Below are 17,682 nucleotides of genomic sequence, written 5' to 3' on the forward strand. Positions count from 1 at the left end.
TGCGGTATTCAGAAGGAAGCACATCGCTTTGCGACGATGTGCTTCCTTTTATTCGGATTACGTTTTGTCTTTAAGCATCTGCGCGGCGCTTTCTTCATCAGTGATGAGGACCGTTGGTTTCAGAAGTTTGACTGCGCCAAGCAGGGCTGCGATTTTCTCTTTGCCGCCTGACGTAAGGATACGCTGTGGCGCTTTCTGAAGACTTTCAATTTTGGCTGACATGACGCGATCATGCACTGGATCATCGACGATCTTGCCGTTCCTGTCATAGAAATGGAACAGAACGTCGCCCACGGCTCCGTTCTCGACAAGCGATAGTTTTTGCTGCTCATCAATCAAACCGACACGATACGATGTGCTGCTGGCTGTCTGAATGTCACCGACGCTGAGCAAAACCATGTCGAGCTGCTCGGCCATATCAAGCACGGTATGGAGCCCACAGCGTTCAATAAGTGCAGTTCGGGTTTCCCTGCTATCAACCAGCGCCGGGGCTGGGATCAGATAGCCCTCACCCTGAAAAATCTGTGCAAATTGCCAGGCAAATTCAGGTGGGTTTGACCGGCGTGGCTGCACGATGCCTCCCAGCAGAGAGATTACCTTCAAATCATTGAGGGGGCGTGCGCCGATATGCTGCAAGGTGCTGGATAACGTTCGCCCCCAGCCTACGCCGATCGTCATACCGTGCTGCACTTTTTCTGAGAGATAAGCGCCCGTGGCCGCACTGATCGGCGGTATCGGATCAACGTCGGGCGACGAGAGCGGCGCAACGATGGCGCGTTCAAGGCCGAAAGTCTTCTCCAGGTCGACTTCCAAGGATGTCAGACTTGCAAGCTTGCCTTCAATTGTAATCTTTACTTCATTGCGAGCACGGGCATCAGCTAGAAGGCGTACGATTGTGACACGGCCAACACCGAGTGCTTCGGCAATGTCATTCTGGGTCATTTGTTCGACGTAATACATCCACGCAGCGCGTGTCCGCAGCCGGCTTGTCCGGTTTTCGGCAGCAACACCTTCCGACCCGATGATCAGGTTCGCTGTTTCCGAATTTTTCTGTGTCTTCTTGCCGGCCTTTTTCAAAACTATCCCTCAAATTAATGGCATAATACTACGCTATGCAAGTCGTGTTCTTACAACGAAACTATTGCTTTTCGACGTGAAGGCAAACAATAATTCATGAGCTTGATCCGTCCTGTTACAACGGCGTTGCAGTTAAGGAAAATGAACATGTTACGCTTTCTTTCGGAAGAGGTTGCGGTCAATCTGAAGGATCGCCTGCGCGAGGTCCGATACGTGATTCGTCGCAATCGCCACGACAGCTTGCAGGATGAGCACTCATTTGCGCGTCCCGGCGAAATCATGTCGCCGGAACTGTTGTTGGGACATGCTGCCAGCATAGTGGATAAGGCTCTGACTACGGCTGAAACGATTTCGATTTCGCTGATTTCGTCGAACCCCAATATGCATCACAGCGCGCCGCATCTAAAAAGCTTGTTGGTCTATTTCGGCGCCGGCGCCGAGGGTATACGCGCATTTCGTAAGGATATGTATTATCTCACGAAAGAAGTACTCCGTCGCCATCAGTTGCAAAACGTGCTGATCCATGAAGCCGCATTTGTGACGGTTCATGCCAGAATGCTGCGAAAACATGGCTTGTTGTTGAAGAACGTGTTTGCTGCAGAGGCAGGTGATACAAAAATTGCGGCAACCTCAAAGGCTGTAACGGCTATTTTTCTGGAACTGCTTGACGAAAGACCGGTACGATATACTTCGATGGATGGCCATTGTGACCCGCAGGCTCTGCGCGGTTTTGAAACGACCTGTTTTGCTGCAGCCGCTATTGCCTGTGGTCTAGCAACCGCAAAGGCGGTCGACCTGGCAGGCGTTGATCCTTTGGAAAGCGCTAGTCTGGCACTGGATGCGCGGCATGATCGTCTTATGCAGGCTGCAGAAGATCGCGATCAGGCACAGCTCGAAAGATTGTTCCACACCCTAGTTGCTCATCTTCCATAAGGAAAAGCCCGACTGTACAAAGCCGGGCTTAGAGCGCACGAGGTTTAATTACCAAACATATCTGCAATCAGCTTTTTCGCACGCGGAATGGAAGCCGGGCTCATACTGAGTTCAGTCAATCCCATACGCAGGAACTCGCCGATGAGTTCCGGCTTTCCTGCCGCTTCGCCGCACATGCCAACCATGATGCCTGCTTCGGTTCCCGCCTCTGCGGTCATCTCGATTGCAGCCATAACTGCTGGATGACTGACATCATTGAGCTTTGCGACGGTTGGATTAAGCCGATCCGCAGCCATCACATACTGCGTCAGGTCATTGGTGCCGATCGAAAAGAAGGCTGCTTCTTTTGCGAGTTCCCGGGCTGAGAAAACGGCCGCTGGAGTCTCGATCATCACACCAAGGTCAAACTCTGCAAAGCCCTTGCCTTCGCTTTTGAGTTCAGTAATGCACTCCGCGATAAGGCGTTTGGTTGCGCGTATTTCTTCAACATCCGAAACCATAGGTAGCATGACCTTGAGATTGCCGTTGATCGCCGCGCGCAAAAGCGCACGCAATTGCGGCTTGAAAACATCTGGACGATCCAGACACATGCGAATGCCGCGCCAACCAAGAAATGGGTTTTCCTCATCCGGAAATTCAATCCCGGCAATGGGCTTATCACCACCAATATCGAGCGTGCGGACAATAACCGGGTTCGGTGCGAAAGCTCTCAGAAGAGCCGCATAGGTTTCCGTCTGCATATCTTCGGAAGGCAGATGAATGTGCTTCATGAAAAGAAGCTCGGTGCGGAAAAGTCCGACACCCATTGCACCGGCTTCAAGTGCCACATCGATTTCTTCCAGCGCACCCAAATTGGCCGCAATTTCGATGATCTTCCCGTCGGCACGGCGCGGCGTGATAGAACGGTAAGCGTTCAGTGCCTTCTTTTCCTGCAATGCACTGGAGATGCGCGCTTCGATTTCGCTGCGCGTGGCTTCGTCAGGATCGCAAAAAGCGATGCCGTTGCTCCCATCCACCGCTACGGTTTTAGCATTCTTGAGCTTTTGAACTGCATTTCCAAGGCCCAGAACCGCCGGGATGCCGTGTGTGCGCGCAATGATGGCAACATGCGATGTGGCCCCGCCATGACCGCAGACAACGCCTTTGATCTTCTTGAGCGGTGCGCGTGCCAGATCCCATGCGCCTATGTCTTCAGCAATGAGTATGGAACCTTCCGGGAGACCTTCCAGACTAATGTCTTCCTTGCCAAGCAGGGCAAGACATATCTGGCGGCTGACCGAATGCACATCGTCAGCGCGTGCATTGAGGTACGGATCATCGAGTGCCGCAAATTGCCCGGCCACAGTTGAAGCGGCAGCGAGCATAGCAGAAATAGCATCGAGACCGCCGCGAATAAGACCGAGCGCTTCGTCGGATAGACTCTCATCCGCAGCGATATCTTTCAATGCTGCAATGATGCCCCTGTCAGCATCAGCGAGATTACCGCCAGAGAGAGAGGCATCCATGCGTTGCTGCACTGTTGCGATGGCAGATTTGAAATGAGCAATCTCCACGTCTATTTCAGATGGTGCAAGCTTCCGGCCCAATGGTTTGATTTCTTCAGGAAAAAACGGAAACGCTGTTCCCAAAGAAATACCTTCGCTTGCCCCGACGCCTTTGATCTGCCCGGCAGGCAATTCTACCAAATTGGTGGATTGAGCGACGGGCATCGGTGCCGTTTCTGTTTGCGGCGCGGGAGTGACCGTTGTGGTTTCTTCAAGGCCAGCCAACGGGTTTTCCAGATAGCCGATCAGGGCTTCGATGGCCTCGATGGCATCGGCACCATCCGCACGAACGGTGACTTCATCAAGCTCCTTGACGCCAAGCAGCATCAGCTTGACGGAGCTTTTGGCACTTACGCTTTTCCCGGCCTTGGCGATTTCAATATCACTCTCAAAACCCTTGGCCAATTTGACGAAGCGAGTTGCGGGGCGCGCATGCAATCCTTCATGCACTCGGACGATTGTCGAGCGTTCCATCTCTGTAAGCCTCAAGTCTATATCTGAAACGCTTCAACATCGCGGGCGTTGAAACCTGTTCCAATTATCTGTTTTGACATGCAATTCCACATTATAGCGCATTTCAATCTAACCAGATCGGATTGGCGCTCTAAGGATTGGCCAGTTTCAGTCACCGATGGTGATAATCTGCCCTTCTTTCAGCACCGCGACGAGCTCTTCGCCTGCTATTTCACTAGCGCAGATTTCACCTGGGCGATCTGTCGAAACTGCGCCTGTAAATGAAATGACGACATGTCCGATTTCGCGCACCTTTTGCCAGGCGCTTTCTCCAACGGCAGTAATTTCAGCATTGAGCGAACCGATTGCGATGTTCGTTCCAACTTCCGGAGACGATGCTTCCGGACCTTCCTCCACAACGTGAAGAACAGATACTTCTGCGAGTTCCGGCGGGGAGCCGTCCGCAAACAGGATGAGAACGCCGCCTTCGGCAAGATCCGCAACTTCAGGGCCGATAGCGGTGATCCGCGTTTTCAAATGTATCGACATAGATGCGGTCCTTTCTGGATATTTCTTTGAAGCTGATTGAAAACGCCTGCCGCTTTTTTGCGGCAGGCATCGTGATTTCAGAGCACTGCCAGACTGACAACCCATGCGATCAGTACCGAAAGAGGTCCCATGATCTGACGACTGATCAGAACTGCCGGAACACCAATTTCGATGGTCTTGGGTTTGGCTTCTCCGAGCGCCAGACCAACCGGCACGAAATCGCACCCAACCTGTGTGTTGTAGGCGAAGAGGGCAGGCAGGGCCATCGCCGGAGCGATTGTACCGTTTGCGATCTGCGGTCCGATAATAGCCACACCGACAACCTGCGCGATAACTGCACCGGGTCCAAGAATTGGCGATAGGAAGGGCAAGCCGCAAATTGCGGAAAGCACGAGCAAACCAACAATATTATTGGCAAGTGGTCCAAGCGGTTGGGCGAGAATGTCGCCGATCCCGGTATAGAGGATCAGGCCGATCAACATCGTTACGAATGCCATGAACGGCAAGACGTTACGAATAACCTGATCGATTGTACGGCGTCCGGCCTGGAAGAAGATACCAACCACACGACCCATGACGCGGCCGATGCTGCTGATAAGTCCGACAAGGCCGCCTTCACTCGGTTGTTCTACCGGCGCAGGCTTTTCTTCTTCAACGGCAGCAGTCGGGGTTGCTGGGGCTGAACCATCAGCGGGAACGATATTTTCTGGCTTTACGCCCGAGACATAGATGTCTTCGGTAATGAACTGTGCCAACGGCCCTGCTTGCCCAACCGGCGTGATGTTGACGGTCGGAATGCGCTTACGCGGGTAAACACCGCAACGAGCCGTACCACCGCAATCGACAACCACGACGGCCATTTCGCTTTCGATTGGTGGCGAGCGAAAGCCGTCAACGGCTTCTGCTCCGGTCAATTCGGCAATCTGGCGCGCGAGTGGATGAATGCCGCCACCGGTAACCGAAACCACCTTGTTGCGCTGCTCGGTCGGTTGAATGACGAGCGGGCCGCCCCAGCCGTTTGAGCCGCGGGAAATCCTGACTGCTTTGTAGGCTTTCATCATGTTTTCCTCCCCAAGTCCCGCTTAAAGCTCAACGCCCTGACGTCGCGCCATGATGGCGGTGATGCGTTCTGTAAGCATGCCTTTAAGAAGGATCACAATGAGACCCACGATGGCGTACCAGATGGCAACATTGATGTGATAACCGGTTGGAACCGCGCCCTTCTTCTCCAGCTCGAGAAGTGCAACAAGCACGCCACCCCAGACAAAGTATTCGCCGGGATTGATATGCGGGAAGAGTCCCAGCGGCGGATGAACATAGGAGACCGCCGCGTCATAAAAGGCAGGCTTATATTTCTCGTCCAGAAACGAACCGAATGTATAGGCCATTGGGTTGGTCAGGAAGAATACCGACAACACCGGCAAAACTGTGTAGCGGGTGAGCGCGATGCGCCCGGCGCTGCGTGCAATACCATGAACACGCTTTTCTCCGACCAGCTCTGTAACAGCATAGAATGCGGTCATCAACACAACAAGTGTCGGGATAATGCCTGTTACAAATCCAGCAAAAACTTCCCCGCCCTTCTGGAAGACACCGATGAAGTGTTTGCCTATTGACGCAAGCCAGCCGAGCTGTTCTTCCTGCTGAACATTTTGAAGGCGTTCCTTGAACTGATCTACGGTAATCCCGCCACTGCTGGCGTCGCCTGGCGCGGTAGTTGTTGCTTGCGCTAGCTGCAGAAGATCATTTCCCGCGTGCTCTACAGCATGCTTTCCGTGCAGGGCTGCATCAGAGATCATGCCGCCGGCCATATGTATAGATTGCATTGTTACGTCGGCATGCTGCGCCAACATCGTCACTATCGACATTGCTCCTCCTCCATTGCTTGATTCAGGCAAGCAACCCCTATGCTTCCACTGCCCTCAGACCTTCGAGACCAATTCCATTGGATTGGATTCGTATGCGACCGATCTGCTCCATCGCCTGTTGGGCAGCAGCTAGTACCTCAGGCGTTCCTTCTCCGATCGCGGGATTGTCCTGCAACTCGCTGAGATGCATTCCCTCGAAGCCTTCGCGGCGAATGAACTTTGCGAAAACTGTCCGTCCACTCATCTGTAGAAAGCGCCGTACCATCAGGCCACGGTCCACGACGATTAATACAATGACGCCTTTGCCGAGGTGGCCTCGTATATGTCCAGCACCAACAAAACCGTCAGAGTACTTTGAAGTGATGCCCTTCATCACATCGGAATAGTGGCGCATCTGGAACCAGACGCCTAGCGATTGGAAGCCCCATAGCAGGGCGAGCGCCAGCAAAGCCCACTGCCAGATAGCCATTTTGTTCTCCTCCCACGAAGGGCAAACCCGAGTTCGCCCTTTACCAGTTAGAGAACATTTGTCTTTCGTAATGTCAATATGTATAATTTTAATCGAAAACTGAAGGTGAATGGCAACTGACATTTGAATCGGTTTCGCCTAATGTCATCTGCAAATGGGAGATCGCTCGCAACATGGACTTGCTACTTAGAGAACAAATGGCATCGATGCCCGATTTGCGGCATCGATTGCGTCAGTTGCGTTGGTTCAGAGCGACGTTCCGCAAGCATGCCAGCCTGCTGCATGAGCTCTATGGTGTTGAATATGACATTGATGAGAAGAAGCTTACCGAGGCTTTTCTGAACTGGGTGGAACTGGTCAATCAGAACAAGCGTTTTGCCAAGGTGGACCGCAAGGACTTCATTACTTTTGCTGCAGGTCTTGTGCTGCGCGAATTGATCCGCGTGTCTCCTGCCAAGGTCATTTCACCACCGAAACATGGCACGGGCGATGCTGCTCGTTTGTATGAAATTGTAAGCTTCTGGCCGGAGGGGTTTCTATATACCAACTACTGTATCTGCGCGATCGCCGCTGTGCAGGAACAGGAGTTCGGCACGGTTCCTGATATTGATCAATGTGCGGACGAATTGCGAACATGGTGGTCCTATAAGGAGAATATCGCTGAAATGCCCGGCTATGCCATTGCATTTCTCGATAAATTTCTTGGAGGAGAGCCCAACTGGGTCATGCCGGATTTGGCGTCGGCCCGCGCAGCGGTGAAGCGTGCTTTGGGCGCAAATAATAGCAGTGTTGGGCAATTACACGAAAAGAAGCCGGGGTTGGACTGATACGCTTGTCGGTGCGATTGAATACGCATCGGACATGATGTTTGATGCGATTGAATCGGGTTGAATCGCGACGGCGGCGATCACATGCGTCTGATCAACTTATACAGAGGGTTGCCAAAAAAACATAATTGCTGAACAAGGGTTGGAATTAGGCGCTTAATGTCGGAATTGGAACATAGCTTGAAACGCATCAAAATTGGTCTGGTCTGTCTTTTTCTGGCAGGCATTTCATCAGCACATGCTCTTGAAGTCAGTTCACCTGCCGTTTTAAAGCCATCGACGCAGCAAGTTGAAGCCGCTCATCTAACGGCGGAGTTTCTTACGCGTTTTCATTACCGGCCCGTCGCTTTGGATGATGCATTGTCGGTCCGGATTATGAACCGGTTTATCGACTCGCTAGACCCGGATCGGCTCATTTTTCTTCAAGCGGATGTCGAGAAATTCTTGACGGGCAGCAAGGAAATAGATGACGCCATCGCACGTCAGGATCTGACTATCCCATTTTCGATCTTCAATACCTACCAGATGCGCATCATTGAGCGCATGACGTTTGCGCGCAGCCTGCTCAAGCAGGGCTTCGATTTCAGCAAGCAGGAAGATTTCGTCATCGCGCGCGACAAGGAGCCTTGGCCACGATCGAATGAGGAAAGCAATGATCTGTGGCGCAAGCGGGTCAAGAATGACTGGCTGCGCCTAAAGCTGGCTGGCAAGGACGACGCGGCCATTCGCAAAACGCTCGATAAGCGGTATGAGAATTCGATCGAACGAACGTTCAAATATAACAGAGACGATGCCTTCCAGTCATTCATGGCTGCCTATACGACCTCAATCGATCCTCATACCGATTATTTCGGCGCAAAGGCCTCAGCTGAATTCGATATCTCAATGAAGTTGTCTCTGGTCGGTATCGGTGCCGTTCTCCAGGAAAGAGACGACTATACGACGATCCGCGAACTGGTTGCGGGTGGCCCGGCACAGTCATCGGGTAAGCTCGCTGTGGGTGACCGCATTGTGGGCGTTGGGCAAGGCGAGGAAGGTCCCATCAAGGAAGTGATCGGCATGCGTCTCGATGAGGTGGTGCAGATGATCCGTGGGGATAAAGGATCAACTGTGCGGCTCGATATTCTTCCGGTCGATGCTGGCCCTGATGGCAAGCATCATGTCATCACGCTGGTTCGCGACAAGATCAGTCTAGATAAGCAGGCTGCGCAGAAGAAGGTTCTTTCAGTGAAGGACGGGGATGCTTCGCGCAAGATTGGAGTGATTACTCTGCCCGCATTCTATGAAGATATCGAAGCGCGCCGCAAGGGTGACAAGAATTTCAGGAGCGCCAGCCGCGATGTTGCAAAGCTCATTGCGGAGTTGAAGCAGGACAAGGTCGACGGCATCTTGATCGATCTCCGCAACAACGGCGGCGGCTCGCTCAGCGAGGCGATTGATCTGACAGGCCTGTTTGTTGGAAAAGGGCCTGTGGTCCAGCAGCGCAATGCAAGCGGTGAAGTTAAGGTCGAAAGCGACAATTTCCCGACACCTGCATGGAAGGGTCCGCTGGGCGTGCTGATCAATCGCGGGTCCGCGTCGGCTTCGGAAATTTTTGCTGCAGCGATACAGGATTATGGGCGCGGCGTGGTTATCGGCGAAACGAGTTTCGGTAAGGGCACCGTACAGACCTTGGTGAATCTTGACGAAGTGGCCAAAAATCCTAAACCGGAATATGGCGAGCTTAAATTTACAGTCGCCCAGTTCTTTCGCGTTGACGGTGGGACGACGCAATTGCGTGGTGTGACCCCCGATATCAGTCTGCCCGGGCTTTTTGATCACAAGCTTGTAGGTGAATCAAGCTTCGACAATGCTTTGCCCTGGTCGCAGGTCAATGCAGCAACATACAAGTCTTCAGATGCTATAAAGGCGCTGTTGCCAAAGTTGCAAAGCCTTCACGATGAACGGGTGCAGAAAACCCCGGATTTCCAGGACTTTGTGCAGGACGTGGCGACACTCAAGGTTCAGCGTGACAAGAAGGTCATCTCCCTCAACGAGAAAGAACGCCGCAACGAGATGCTCGCTCAGGAAAAGCGGGCGAAAGCACGCGGAAAAGTCAATGATGGGATCCAGACGCAGATTGACGATGGTCTGCAATCGAATGAGCGAAGCTTGAGCGCCGATCTTGCTATTGAGAAAAACCGCAAAAGCGCGAAAGATGTTTTGCAGGATGAGGCCGCTGCTATTGTGGGCGATTTGGTTGATTTACAAGGCAATGCACCTCGGGCCGGAACTCATTGAAAAGAGCCAGAAACTGAATGCACTTGTTTCGCATAAGTGGAGGGCTTTTGGGCGGTGTTTGGTCATTCGTTCGGACTGGGCATGAAATCCATTAATGTATCGGGGCTATGCACATGGGAAGCTCTGTGGTCAGAACAAGTTTCGGAAGAAAACCACTTCATTCCGATTGTTTTTGCTTCGCAAACAAGCCAGTTTCGGCGCGAAATGAAGTTTGTTAGTCGCAGAACAACTCGTTGAATTTCCCGCCACACCTTCGCGAGCTTTGTAGGGTTTCCCTTTGATCGTTTTGGAACTCCGCCTTTTGGACGCGATATTGTAGGGGCAAGCCCATGGCCATTTTGTTCCAAGCGGTCGGACTGGATACAAATAGCCGGGTCCAACAGAGGAGGCTCAGTTTGTTTGAACAGTTTCGGGCGTTTCGCTAAGTGGATTTCCGCCTCGATTATACCGCCACCAACTATCGCGTATCGGTGTCGGAACGACTGCTATTCTATGACGGCGGTTGCGTCAGGACTAGTCCACTCGACTATGGTTATTGTGCACACAAGACATAAAAAGACCGGTGCTCTGAGTAAGTCAAGCGCCGGCTGGAAGTCTACGCGACCAACAGAGGTCAAAATATGAATTAAATTATCAAGTTTAATTTGTCAATCCAGTGCCAGATTGCGAGCAACGTCGTCCGGTCCCTGATTGAGGTTGGCTTGCCGGAAAACACGTGAACCTTCGACCTATCAGTCTATCCAAGCGTTGGCGGCGTCCTTTTGCCAAGTTGCCGTTCACGGAAGACCGAGAACAGTCCAGCGCTGACGACGATTATCGCTCCGGCGATGGTGTTCCATGTCAACTCCTCGTGGAACACCGTAACTGCGATACATGCGCCGATAACGAGCTGCAGATAGGTGAGGGGCTGTACTTCTCCGGCCTCAAGAATATTGTATGCGCGGATGAGAAAATAATGGCTCGCAATACCGCACGCACAAAGTGCTGCCATCCAGAACCAGTCAGTTCTGGCAATCGGCATGAGATAGAAGCTGCCTACGAATGTGAGGGCAACGGCGCCCGCCACGCCGGTGTAGAAGAAACTGGTCATGGCATCGTCGCTTTTGCTGACGGCCCGCGTGGCAACTGCATAGATAGCAAACATGATCATTGCCGCCACGGGCAAAAGTAGGCTGGCATCGAATGTCGCATTCACTGGATTGATGATTAGTAGCACGCCGATCAATCCCACGGTGATTGCTGTCCAACGTCTCCAACCCACCTTTTCACCAAGGAATGGTACGGAGAGCATCGTTACCAATAGCGGTGCACCTTGAAAGATAGATTGTGCCGTTGCCATGCCCGCGCGACTAAGGGCGAATATGAATGTAACGATTTCAGCAGCGAGCAGGATTCCGCGGAAAATCTGCAAAAATGGGCGCTTCGTTGTAGCGGCCTTGGCAATGCCGCCGGAGCGGATTGCAAGCAGGAGAACGAACGCTGCAAAAACCCAATAGCGGATCATCGTTATGAGGATCGGTGAATAGTGGGTGCCAAGGTATTTCGAGATACCATCTTGCGTTGCAAAAATGGTAACCGCGAGGAGTGTGAAGAGATAACCTTGGCCTTTGCGTGTCATGGCGCACTCTTATCGACACAACCTTGGCGCTGCCAACCACAAAATTTAAATGCGCACATAAGTGTGAGCATTCCATCTTCAACGACGGGAAGATTTAAACACTGATCTTGCGCTTCATGCGTGCGTCGACGGTGGGGATCTTTGAATTGCCTTATGCTGAAGCGGGCCATCGCTTGGACACTGGCGCGAAAAAGGTCGGCACTTATGGCCGACCCTTCCGCATTTGAAACTGCTTTCAATCAGCTGTCTATATGTTGCTTCTTGGCGACGTCTTCGAGACTCATGTCGGGTTCATTCCGGGTTTTATACAGTGAATAAACTACTCCGCTTGCGAGGATAGCCAGCGTTGCAATAAGCGACAGCAGCGTACTGATGTGAACGCCTAGCGGTACTAGGAAAATCTTGATGCCGATCAGCACTAGTATGATCGCCAGTGACACCTGCAGGTAACGGAACCGGTTCATCGCCGCAGCCAGCGCGAAATAAAGCGCGCGCAAGCCCAGAACGGCAAAGATGTTTGACGTGTAAACGATGAACGTGTCCTGAGTGACAGCGAAAACAGCAGGGACGGAGTCGACGGCAAAGATCAGGTCCACCGTTTCCACCATGATAAGTGCGACCGCCAGCGGCGTCAGCCAGGTGACCATCTTGCCAGTTTTAGGGTTTGGCTGCTTGACCGTGAAGTTGCGGCCATGCAGTTCGGGGGTGATATTGAACCGGCGGCGCAGAAACCTGAAAATGGCGTTCTGTTCGATGTCGGGCGTCTCGTCCTGATGGCCGAACATTTTGAAGCCGGTGAAAACAAGGAACGCGCCGAAGAAGAAAAGAATCCAGTTGAACTCGTGCACAAGTGCAGCACCAAGCCCAATCAGGACTGCTCTGAAGGCGATAACACCGATAATGCCCCAGAATAAAACACGGTGCTGATAAAGACGGGGAATACCAAGGAAACCAAAAATCGTTGCGATAACAAACATGTTGTCCATCGCAAGGCTCTGCTCGATCAGATAGCCAGTATAAAACTCTAGACCGGCTTCCGCTCCGCGCTGCCACCACACCCAGCCACCGAAGGCGAGAGCGATCAGGACATAGAAGCCGTAGAGCAAAAGGCTTTCCTTGGCTTCGATCTCGTGCTCATCGCGATGCAAAATACCAAGATCGAAAACAAGCAAGCCAATGACGACGATGACAAAAGCCGCCCAGAAATAAACAGGTGTGCCCAGAAAATCGCCCGAAAGGGCTACAATAAGCGAATCCATCGCCGGACCATCTCCATTTGAACAAGTGGAGCAGCCCCGACATCGCCATAGCGGTAGCCATGACCAGAGGGGCCCGGCGCTGCATTTCTTCAAATGTGTATGGATTTGCCTAGTTCAAGAGTGGAGCCTGAATTTTTTGTAATGTTCGGTTCCAGATCAATCTTTTCCCAGACTATTCCGGCACGTTAACTGACCATTGGCGATGAGTGCCAGGTCGCGGCAGACATATCGAAACGGGGAGCGGCCTTTGGACCAAATCGGTCAGTCATCCCCCGATGTCGGCTATCGGCGCACAGGCGACGTGACGCCGCTGCCAAGACGATTTCTGCCTTCGGGCAGGCGTGATGACAGCCTCTACAACTGACATAAGCGCAAGGCTGACCCACAATTTTTGGCATCAGACCGAGCACGCCGGCGGAAGTGGTGGATCTACCCGCCCAGAACCTCGAAGGCTAGACCGCCTGACGAAGGAAGGAATAAGACTCCCTTTGAATGGGAGATCTTTGTCACAGAGCCTTGTAAAAGTCGTCGATCTCCAAACTTGACATGAGATAATTTGGGCATGAGATTTCACGGAAAAGCTTCGATTGGCGGCGGCGACCACCGTGCTTCCAAAGCTTCCGTCTTGGGCAAATACAGCCTCATGACGACATAAAAGATTTCGGCCGGAGCTGGCAACCAGTTCGATTCCAGCTCAGGTCCTGGGCTATCATTCTGCAGATAGATGACGGTCTCCCCCTTGCCGTTCTTCTTGAGGTCCGCAAGCATCGCTGAGTTGATCAGGTAACGGTTGATTGAGTTGGCGACAAGGAGTTGTTCGGCTCTGTCATACATGGTCAGTGACCAGAAGGCATCGACCGGCGGAAATGTCTCCGGCCGGAATGTCAGTGTGTATTTTCCGGACTTACCATCAAGTATGGCCTTTTGCGCATCGACAGCATATATGACATAGAGCGCTTCCTGCACGGAATTACCATAGATGCCGCCCTGCGCCGCCGCGGCTCGTGTCAAGTATCTACCCTTCATGAATTCAGGCGTTCCGAAGATCTTTGAAGAATCTGTCAACCGTCCAGCCTCGTCGCGTATTTCTTTTTCCGTTGCGACCGCGACCTCTTTCATCAGAGCCACAGTTTCGGATGAAAGATCATTCCCGGGCCATGTCCCCCCTTCGCTGATCCCGAGTTTGTCAAGATTTGCCCGTTGCGGCTGATCGCCCGGATAAGGGGGAGCAAACTGAAGCAGGAATGCAGCGAGCTGCCAGTAGTTCGTGACCATCAGATCATCCGAGATGGGCATCCAGTCGACGAGCGAAGGAGCAGCTAGAGCCGGCGTTCCTGCATAGGCCGAAAGAAGTGTGGCCTTATAGCCAGCCTGGATTTCCTTCACCTTGTCGAGGTCGGTCGGCGAGAATAACTGTGTTCTAATGATGCCGATGGCGAGTGTAGTCGGCATTTCGATCACACGCTTTATGCCCTTCGGCACGTCGCCCTTCCAGCCCGGGCCGGTAATCAGAAAATCGCCGCCGCCATTGCCGTCAACTCGCGTTCCCGGATAGTCGACATTGTTGGTGTAGAGGTCGATGAGTTGCAGCGAATAGTAACGGTTCTTCTCAATCTGCGGCATCGTTACTACGACGGGTTCCGCCCTTAGATCGAAGACGATGAAGGAATAGGGAGTGTCCGAATTCGGCGTGATGATTGCCGTATCTTCAGGCGTGTAGACCCTGGCGATGCTGACCAGAGTATTGAGTGGCCCTTTATATTGGCTGCCGCCCGCTTCCAGTGCGTATTGATACATTGTGAGGTAGTTCTTAACCATCGGATAGGTGTAGATGTAAGCCTCACGGGCGACAGCCTTGATGTCTTCCCGTGCGAAAGCCGGAAGTGACGGCAGCACCATCAATGCGGTGGTGCCTGCAAGAAAAGTGCGACGCTTCATTTCACTTCCTCCAAAACGGGGAATTTCCAGCTTCCGTCGAGAATTTGCGTCTCGGGCCGATACAGGCGGACCATGTAGTTCCAGCTCTCGGGCGTCGGCAAACAGTTGGCGATCTTTCCGTCGCAGCCCCCGAACTGGATCGTGATCGAACCATCCGCGCTCTTCTGTGCGGTCACATTGTTCAGCGAATAGGCATTCAACTCGTTCGGCGTGAAGAAGCCGTCCTTGTTGTAGACCGTGACCGACCAGAAATCTTTTACGGGAACATCCTTGACAGTCAGCCGATAGATGCTTCTGCCATCGTTCTTTTCCGGCGTTACGTTGAGATAGAGCGCTTCCTTGTCCGGGTTTCCTCCCCATCCTAGCGCTGCTCCAATTAGATGCCGGACCGGATCCACCTCGTCGCGCGATCCGAACATCTTCGCTGTGTCCGGGAGCAGCGCGCCGAGATCCAGGAGCGCGCGGCGGGTCTTGTCCCGGCTTTTACCGTCCCACTGTGGGATCTCAAAACTGCCTTCTGCTTCCTGCTTGACCGTCACCGCATCCTGGAGCGCATGAACCTTCTTCATGTCTTCGGCGTCGTCGGGATTAGCAAAAAAGCGGAAGGCTGCCACGACATAACGGGTCCCTATATCCTTGCGCGTCAAGGTATGCGAACCAGCACCGTAATATACACCGTGGGCGTAGTGGTCCTCATCGATTACAAGGAGCGACACAAACCGGCTGCCGGTATCGGGTACATTAATAGTCACCGGCCCCGCGTCCAGATCGAAGACGGCTGAAGAATAAAGAGTATCCCGGTTCAGACGAATGACCGTCTGCTTGTCAAGCGGCGCCATTTCCCGCGTGTGGTCAAATTTGCCAAAACCACCATTTGCGGCGATGCCGGAAAAGTAAAGGTCGCTCTCTGCTCGGACAAAGTTGTCGCTATTGACGAGGATTGGATCGGCAGCAGCAGGCAGGGCAGAAAGCAGCACCGCCGCTGCTATTGTCGAGAAGTATAACTTGGCAAGGTGCATGGGATGTCCTCCAAAGGTGAATTATAAAGAGGTAGGATCGCCGACGCATGGTCAGAAGCTTAGAACAAGACCAAGGATGGGCCCCTGTTGCACGGCGTCGAAAACAAAGCCCTCGTTGCTATAGTCGACGCCGAGTGCGCGATAGCCAGCCACGGACGAAATCCTGTCGCTAACACTATAGCCGAGGCCGGCCGCGAGATCCCAGTCGATATCCGCCTGTCCGGCACCGACGAGCCCCCAGGCGCTAAGATAGAAGTTGTCCGCCAGGAAATACCGCCCGCGAAAGCCTGCCATCGCGTCCACCCACGTGGCGCCATCGCTACCTGAAACCCCATCCAGAAGGCCGCCGGAAAAGGAGATTTCTGTACTTGTGTGCCAGACGCGAGCGCCACCCACCAGATCGATATTGCTCCGTCCGTTCTGGATAAGGGCATATCCCGCACCAACAAGCCCGGCAAATGTCTCCGACGTGACTTCGACTTGTCCCGCGACAAGGCCCAGTGGCGTCGAAGCTCCGGATGACACCTTGGTGTACATGACATCGCCGAAAATACTGAACCGATCCAAACGCGCTTCGCCGATTGCCATGAACCCGAAGTCGAGATCTTTCAGAATGTCGCCGAAATCGGATTCTAGGTGAACCGCTGGCAGACCAAACTGACCAACATCGCCGGAGATGCCGGCGCCCCAGAAATAAGGGCTCGCTGCAAAGGTCCAGCTATCAATCTCGGACGGTTTGACCTCAGGGACGATGAATGGCTGCTGAAGGTCGGCAGCATTGACCGATGCTCCCGCGGCAACGCTGAATAGTAATACTGCCAACGCTAAACAAGGCTTCATTGGCTTCTCCCGGTGTCAGAAAATATCGCGCAAAGTAGAATGTGAGCAAGGTTCGCAGTCGCATTTGTGGCAGGCTCGCCGCATCGATTGCCGAGTGAAAGCCCAAAATCTCAAAGACTTAGCCCATGCAGAGCTCTGCTACTGGACCAGATTACATATTCACAAACATCAGATTGTACGGATCCCGACAATCTAGCAATTTTTTGAGAATGTATCATCAGTCTGAATCTCAGGTAATTTAGTTTGCTAAAGAGATGCAGGTGTGGGGCTGTCAGCTTTTTGCCCAATCGGCTTCTAAAGTGTGGAGAGAAACATGCCGGTTATGACGCGAAAGAAAGCGGAAGAAGTCATGAGCAGGGGGCCATGGCTTGCAAGTATGAGTGAGACATTTCGGACAGAACTGCTGCGAAACGCGCATCTACAAAAATTTCGCCCTAACGAAATCATCTACCGCCACGGGGACCTGGGAGGAGGGATGTACGGACTTGTCGCCGGATCCCTTACCATAAATTCGGCACCTAGGGACGCAACACCCCGTCTGATCCACCTGGGGATGCCCGGCGCGTGGACGGGCGAAGGTCCCTTTTTATCCGGCCAACCACGACGAATTGAAATGAGGGCGCTTGGTGGCGCCTGGATGATGCATGTACCGCTCGAAGTTCTCGAAAAGATGGCAGCACGCGATCCCGGCGTCTTTCGCGCGGTTGGTATGAACACTGTAATTACTGTTGATGTCCTTCTTCGCATCGTACACGATTTGCAAAAACGTGATGTTTTGCGCCGGATTGCTGCCGTGCTTCAACGGGCAGGCTGGTTGGGCGACATGCCTATTGGTTTGTCGCAAAGTGACCTCGGTGTCATGGCCAACGCCTCCCGGCAACAGGTCAACTCGGCAATGCAACGCTTTGTTGCATCCGGTTGGATTAACTACACCTATCGATCTATAGTTGTCGTTAACCCACGGGCTTTGCAACGATTTTCCGAGAATGAAGAATCCGAATAGAAACT

At 52.9% G+C, this 17,682-nt stretch carries 15 protein-coding genes; 4 read left to right on the plus strand and 11 right to left on the minus strand.

Annotated elements, in window-relative coordinates; translation table 11 throughout:
* Positions 1-57: 57 nt before the first annotated feature.
* On the minus strand, positions 58-1,077 hold the full coding sequence (locus FJQ48_RS02580) for a sugar-binding transcriptional regulator (RefSeq protein WP_139973658.1): 1,020 nt from the start codon (positions 1,075-1,077) through the stop codon (positions 58-60).
* A gap of 147 nt (positions 1,078-1,224) precedes the next feature.
* Between FJQ48_RS02580 and FJQ48_RS02585 the strand changes: the two genes are divergently transcribed.
* Positions 1,225-2,010: a hypothetical protein gene (locus tag FJQ48_RS02585; RefSeq protein WP_139973659.1), complete on the plus strand. Its 786-nt coding sequence runs from the start codon at positions 1,225-1,227 to the stop codon at positions 2,008-2,010.
* Between the two features lie 44 nt (positions 2,011-2,054).
* On the opposite strand, the gene ptsP is transcribed toward FJQ48_RS02585, so the two are convergent.
* From ptsP to FJQ48_RS02610, 5 genes are all read right to left on the minus strand, one after another.
* Positions 2,055-4,028: a phosphoenolpyruvate--protein phosphotransferase gene (gene ptsP / locus FJQ48_RS02590; RefSeq protein ID WP_139973660.1), complete on the minus strand. Its 1,974-nt coding sequence runs from the start codon at positions 4,026-4,028 to the stop codon at positions 2,055-2,057.
* A 147-nt stretch (positions 4,029-4,175) separates the two neighbouring features.
* Entirely contained in the window at positions 4,176-4,556 is a 381-nt protein-coding gene (locus FJQ48_RS02595) for a PTS glucitol/sorbitol transporter subunit IIA (protein WP_139973661.1), read from the minus strand.
* A gap of 77 nt (positions 4,557-4,633) precedes the next feature.
* Positions 4,634-5,617, minus strand: a complete 984-nt coding sequence (locus FJQ48_RS02600; protein ID WP_139973662.1) for a PTS glucitol/sorbitol transporter subunit IIB — start codon at positions 5,615-5,617, stop codon at positions 4,634-4,636.
* A gap of 21 nt (positions 5,618-5,638) precedes the next feature.
* Complete coding sequence (locus FJQ48_RS02605) at positions 5,639-6,424, minus strand: PTS glucitol/sorbitol transporter subunit IIC (protein ID WP_139973663.1); 786 nt, start codon at positions 6,422-6,424, stop codon at positions 5,639-5,641.
* Positions 6,425-6,461: 37 nt separating this feature from the next.
* Positions 6,462-6,893 carry a transcriptional regulator GutM gene (locus FJQ48_RS02610; RefSeq protein WP_139973664.1) on the minus strand — a complete coding sequence of 144 codons (432 nt, stop codon included), beginning with the start codon at positions 6,891-6,893 and terminating at the stop codon, positions 6,462-6,464.
* Between the two features lie 173 nt (positions 6,894-7,066).
* Here FJQ48_RS02610 and FJQ48_RS02615 point away from each other — a divergent pair, with 173 nt between their 5' ends.
* Together FJQ48_RS02615 and FJQ48_RS02620 are read left to right on the plus strand one after the other, a co-directional pair.
* The gene (locus FJQ48_RS02615; protein ID WP_139973665.1) at positions 7,067-7,720 is read left to right on the plus strand and encodes a hypothetical protein; all 654 of its coding nucleotides are present in this window, start codon (positions 7,067-7,069) and stop codon (positions 7,718-7,720) included.
* A 159-nt stretch (positions 7,721-7,879) separates the two neighbouring features.
* Complete coding sequence (locus FJQ48_RS02620) at positions 7,880-10,000, plus strand: carboxy terminal-processing peptidase (RefSeq protein ID WP_139973666.1); 2,121 nt, start codon at positions 7,880-7,882, stop codon at positions 9,998-10,000.
* A gap of 736 nt (positions 10,001-10,736) precedes the next feature.
* On the opposite strand, the gene FJQ48_RS02625 is transcribed toward FJQ48_RS02620, so the two are convergent.
* The 5 genes from FJQ48_RS02625 to FJQ48_RS02645 all read right to left on the minus strand — a co-directional run bounded on the left by FJQ48_RS02625 (position 10,737) and on the right by FJQ48_RS02645 (position 16,674).
* The gene (locus tag FJQ48_RS02625) at positions 10,737-11,618 is read right to left on the minus strand and encodes a DMT family transporter (protein ID WP_139973667.1); all 882 of its coding nucleotides are present in this window, start codon (positions 11,616-11,618) and stop codon (positions 10,737-10,739) included.
* A gap of 239 nt (positions 11,619-11,857) precedes the next feature.
* The gene (locus FJQ48_RS02630) at positions 11,858-12,877 is read right to left on the minus strand and encodes a TerC family protein (protein ID WP_139973668.1); all 1,020 of its coding nucleotides are present in this window, start codon (positions 12,875-12,877) and stop codon (positions 11,858-11,860) included.
* 570 nt (positions 12,878-13,447) lie between these two features.
* The gene (locus FJQ48_RS02635) at positions 13,448-14,815 is read right to left on the minus strand and encodes a DUF1254 domain-containing protein (RefSeq protein ID WP_139973669.1); all 1,368 of its coding nucleotides are present in this window, start codon (positions 14,813-14,815) and stop codon (positions 13,448-13,450) included.
* Positions 14,812-15,834, minus strand: coding sequence for a DUF1214 domain-containing protein (locus FJQ48_RS02640; RefSeq protein ID WP_139973670.1), 1,023 nt, complete (start codon positions 15,832-15,834; stop codon positions 14,812-14,814). The genes FJQ48_RS02635 and FJQ48_RS02640 overlap by 4 nt, the downstream gene beginning before the upstream one ends.
* A 51-nt stretch (positions 15,835-15,885) precedes the next feature.
* Positions 15,886-16,674: a hypothetical protein gene (locus FJQ48_RS02645; RefSeq protein ID WP_139973671.1), complete on the minus strand. Its 789-nt coding sequence runs from the start codon at positions 16,672-16,674 to the stop codon at positions 15,886-15,888.
* Between the two features lie 313 nt (positions 16,675-16,987).
* Between FJQ48_RS02645 and FJQ48_RS02650 the strand changes: the two genes are divergently transcribed.
* A complete protein-coding gene (locus tag FJQ48_RS02650) occupies positions 16,988-17,677 on the plus strand; it encodes a Crp/Fnr family transcriptional regulator (RefSeq protein WP_139973672.1) in 690 nt (229 codons plus the stop codon).
* Positions 17,678-17,682 lie beyond the last annotated feature (5 nt).

This window comes from Ochrobactrum sp. CGA5, assembly GCF_006345815.1.
GTDB lineage: Bacteria > Pseudomonadota > Alphaproteobacteria > Rhizobiales > Rhizobiaceae > Brucella.

Excerpts from the sequence above, each read along its gene's own strand:
- FJQ48_RS02585 (WP_139973659.1), top strand. The coding sequence starts at position 1,225 with ATGTTACGCTTTCTTTCGGAAGAGGTTGCGGTCAATCTGAAGGATCGC.
- ptsP (WP_139973660.1), bottom strand. The coding sequence starts at position 4,028 with ATGGAACGCTCGACAATCGTCCGAGTGCATGAAGGATTGCATGCGCGC.
- FJQ48_RS02595 (WP_139973661.1), bottom strand. The coding sequence starts at position 4,556 with ATGTCGATACATTTGAAAACGCGGATCACCGCTATCGGCCCTGAAGTT.
- FJQ48_RS02600 (WP_139973662.1), bottom strand. The coding sequence starts at position 5,617 with ATGATGAAAGCCTACAAAGCAGTCAGGATTTCCCGCGGCTCAAACGGC.
- FJQ48_RS02605 (WP_139973663.1), bottom strand. The coding sequence starts at position 6,424 with ATGTCGATAGTGACGATGTTGGCGCAGCATGCCGACGTAACAATGCAA.
- FJQ48_RS02610 (WP_139973664.1), bottom strand. The coding sequence starts at position 6,893 with ATGGCTATCTGGCAGTGGGCTTTGCTGGCGCTCGCCCTGCTATGGGGC.
- FJQ48_RS02615 (WP_139973665.1), top strand. The coding sequence starts at position 7,067 with ATGGACTTGCTACTTAGAGAACAAATGGCATCGATGCCCGATTTGCGG.
- FJQ48_RS02620 (WP_139973666.1), top strand. The coding sequence starts at position 7,880 with ATGTCGGAATTGGAACATAGCTTGAAACGCATCAAAATTGGTCTGGTC.
- FJQ48_RS02625 (WP_139973667.1), bottom strand. The coding sequence starts at position 11,618 with ATGACACGCAAAGGCCAAGGTTATCTCTTCACACTCCTCGCGGTTACC.
- FJQ48_RS02630 (WP_139973668.1), bottom strand. The coding sequence starts at position 12,877 with ATGGATTCGCTTATTGTAGCCCTTTCGGGCGATTTTCTGGGCACACCT.
- FJQ48_RS02635 (WP_139973669.1), bottom strand. The coding sequence starts at position 14,815 with ATGAAGCGTCGCACTTTTCTTGCAGGCACCACCGCATTGATGGTGCTG.
- FJQ48_RS02640 (WP_139973670.1), bottom strand. The coding sequence starts at position 15,834 with ATGCACCTTGCCAAGTTATACTTCTCGACAATAGCAGCGGCGGTGCTG.
- FJQ48_RS02645 (WP_139973671.1), bottom strand. The coding sequence starts at position 16,674 with ATGAAGCCTTGTTTAGCGTTGGCAGTATTACTATTCAGCGTTGCCGCG.
- FJQ48_RS02650 (WP_139973672.1), top strand. The coding sequence starts at position 16,988 with ATGCCGGTTATGACGCGAAAGAAAGCGGAAGAAGTCATGAGCAGGGGG.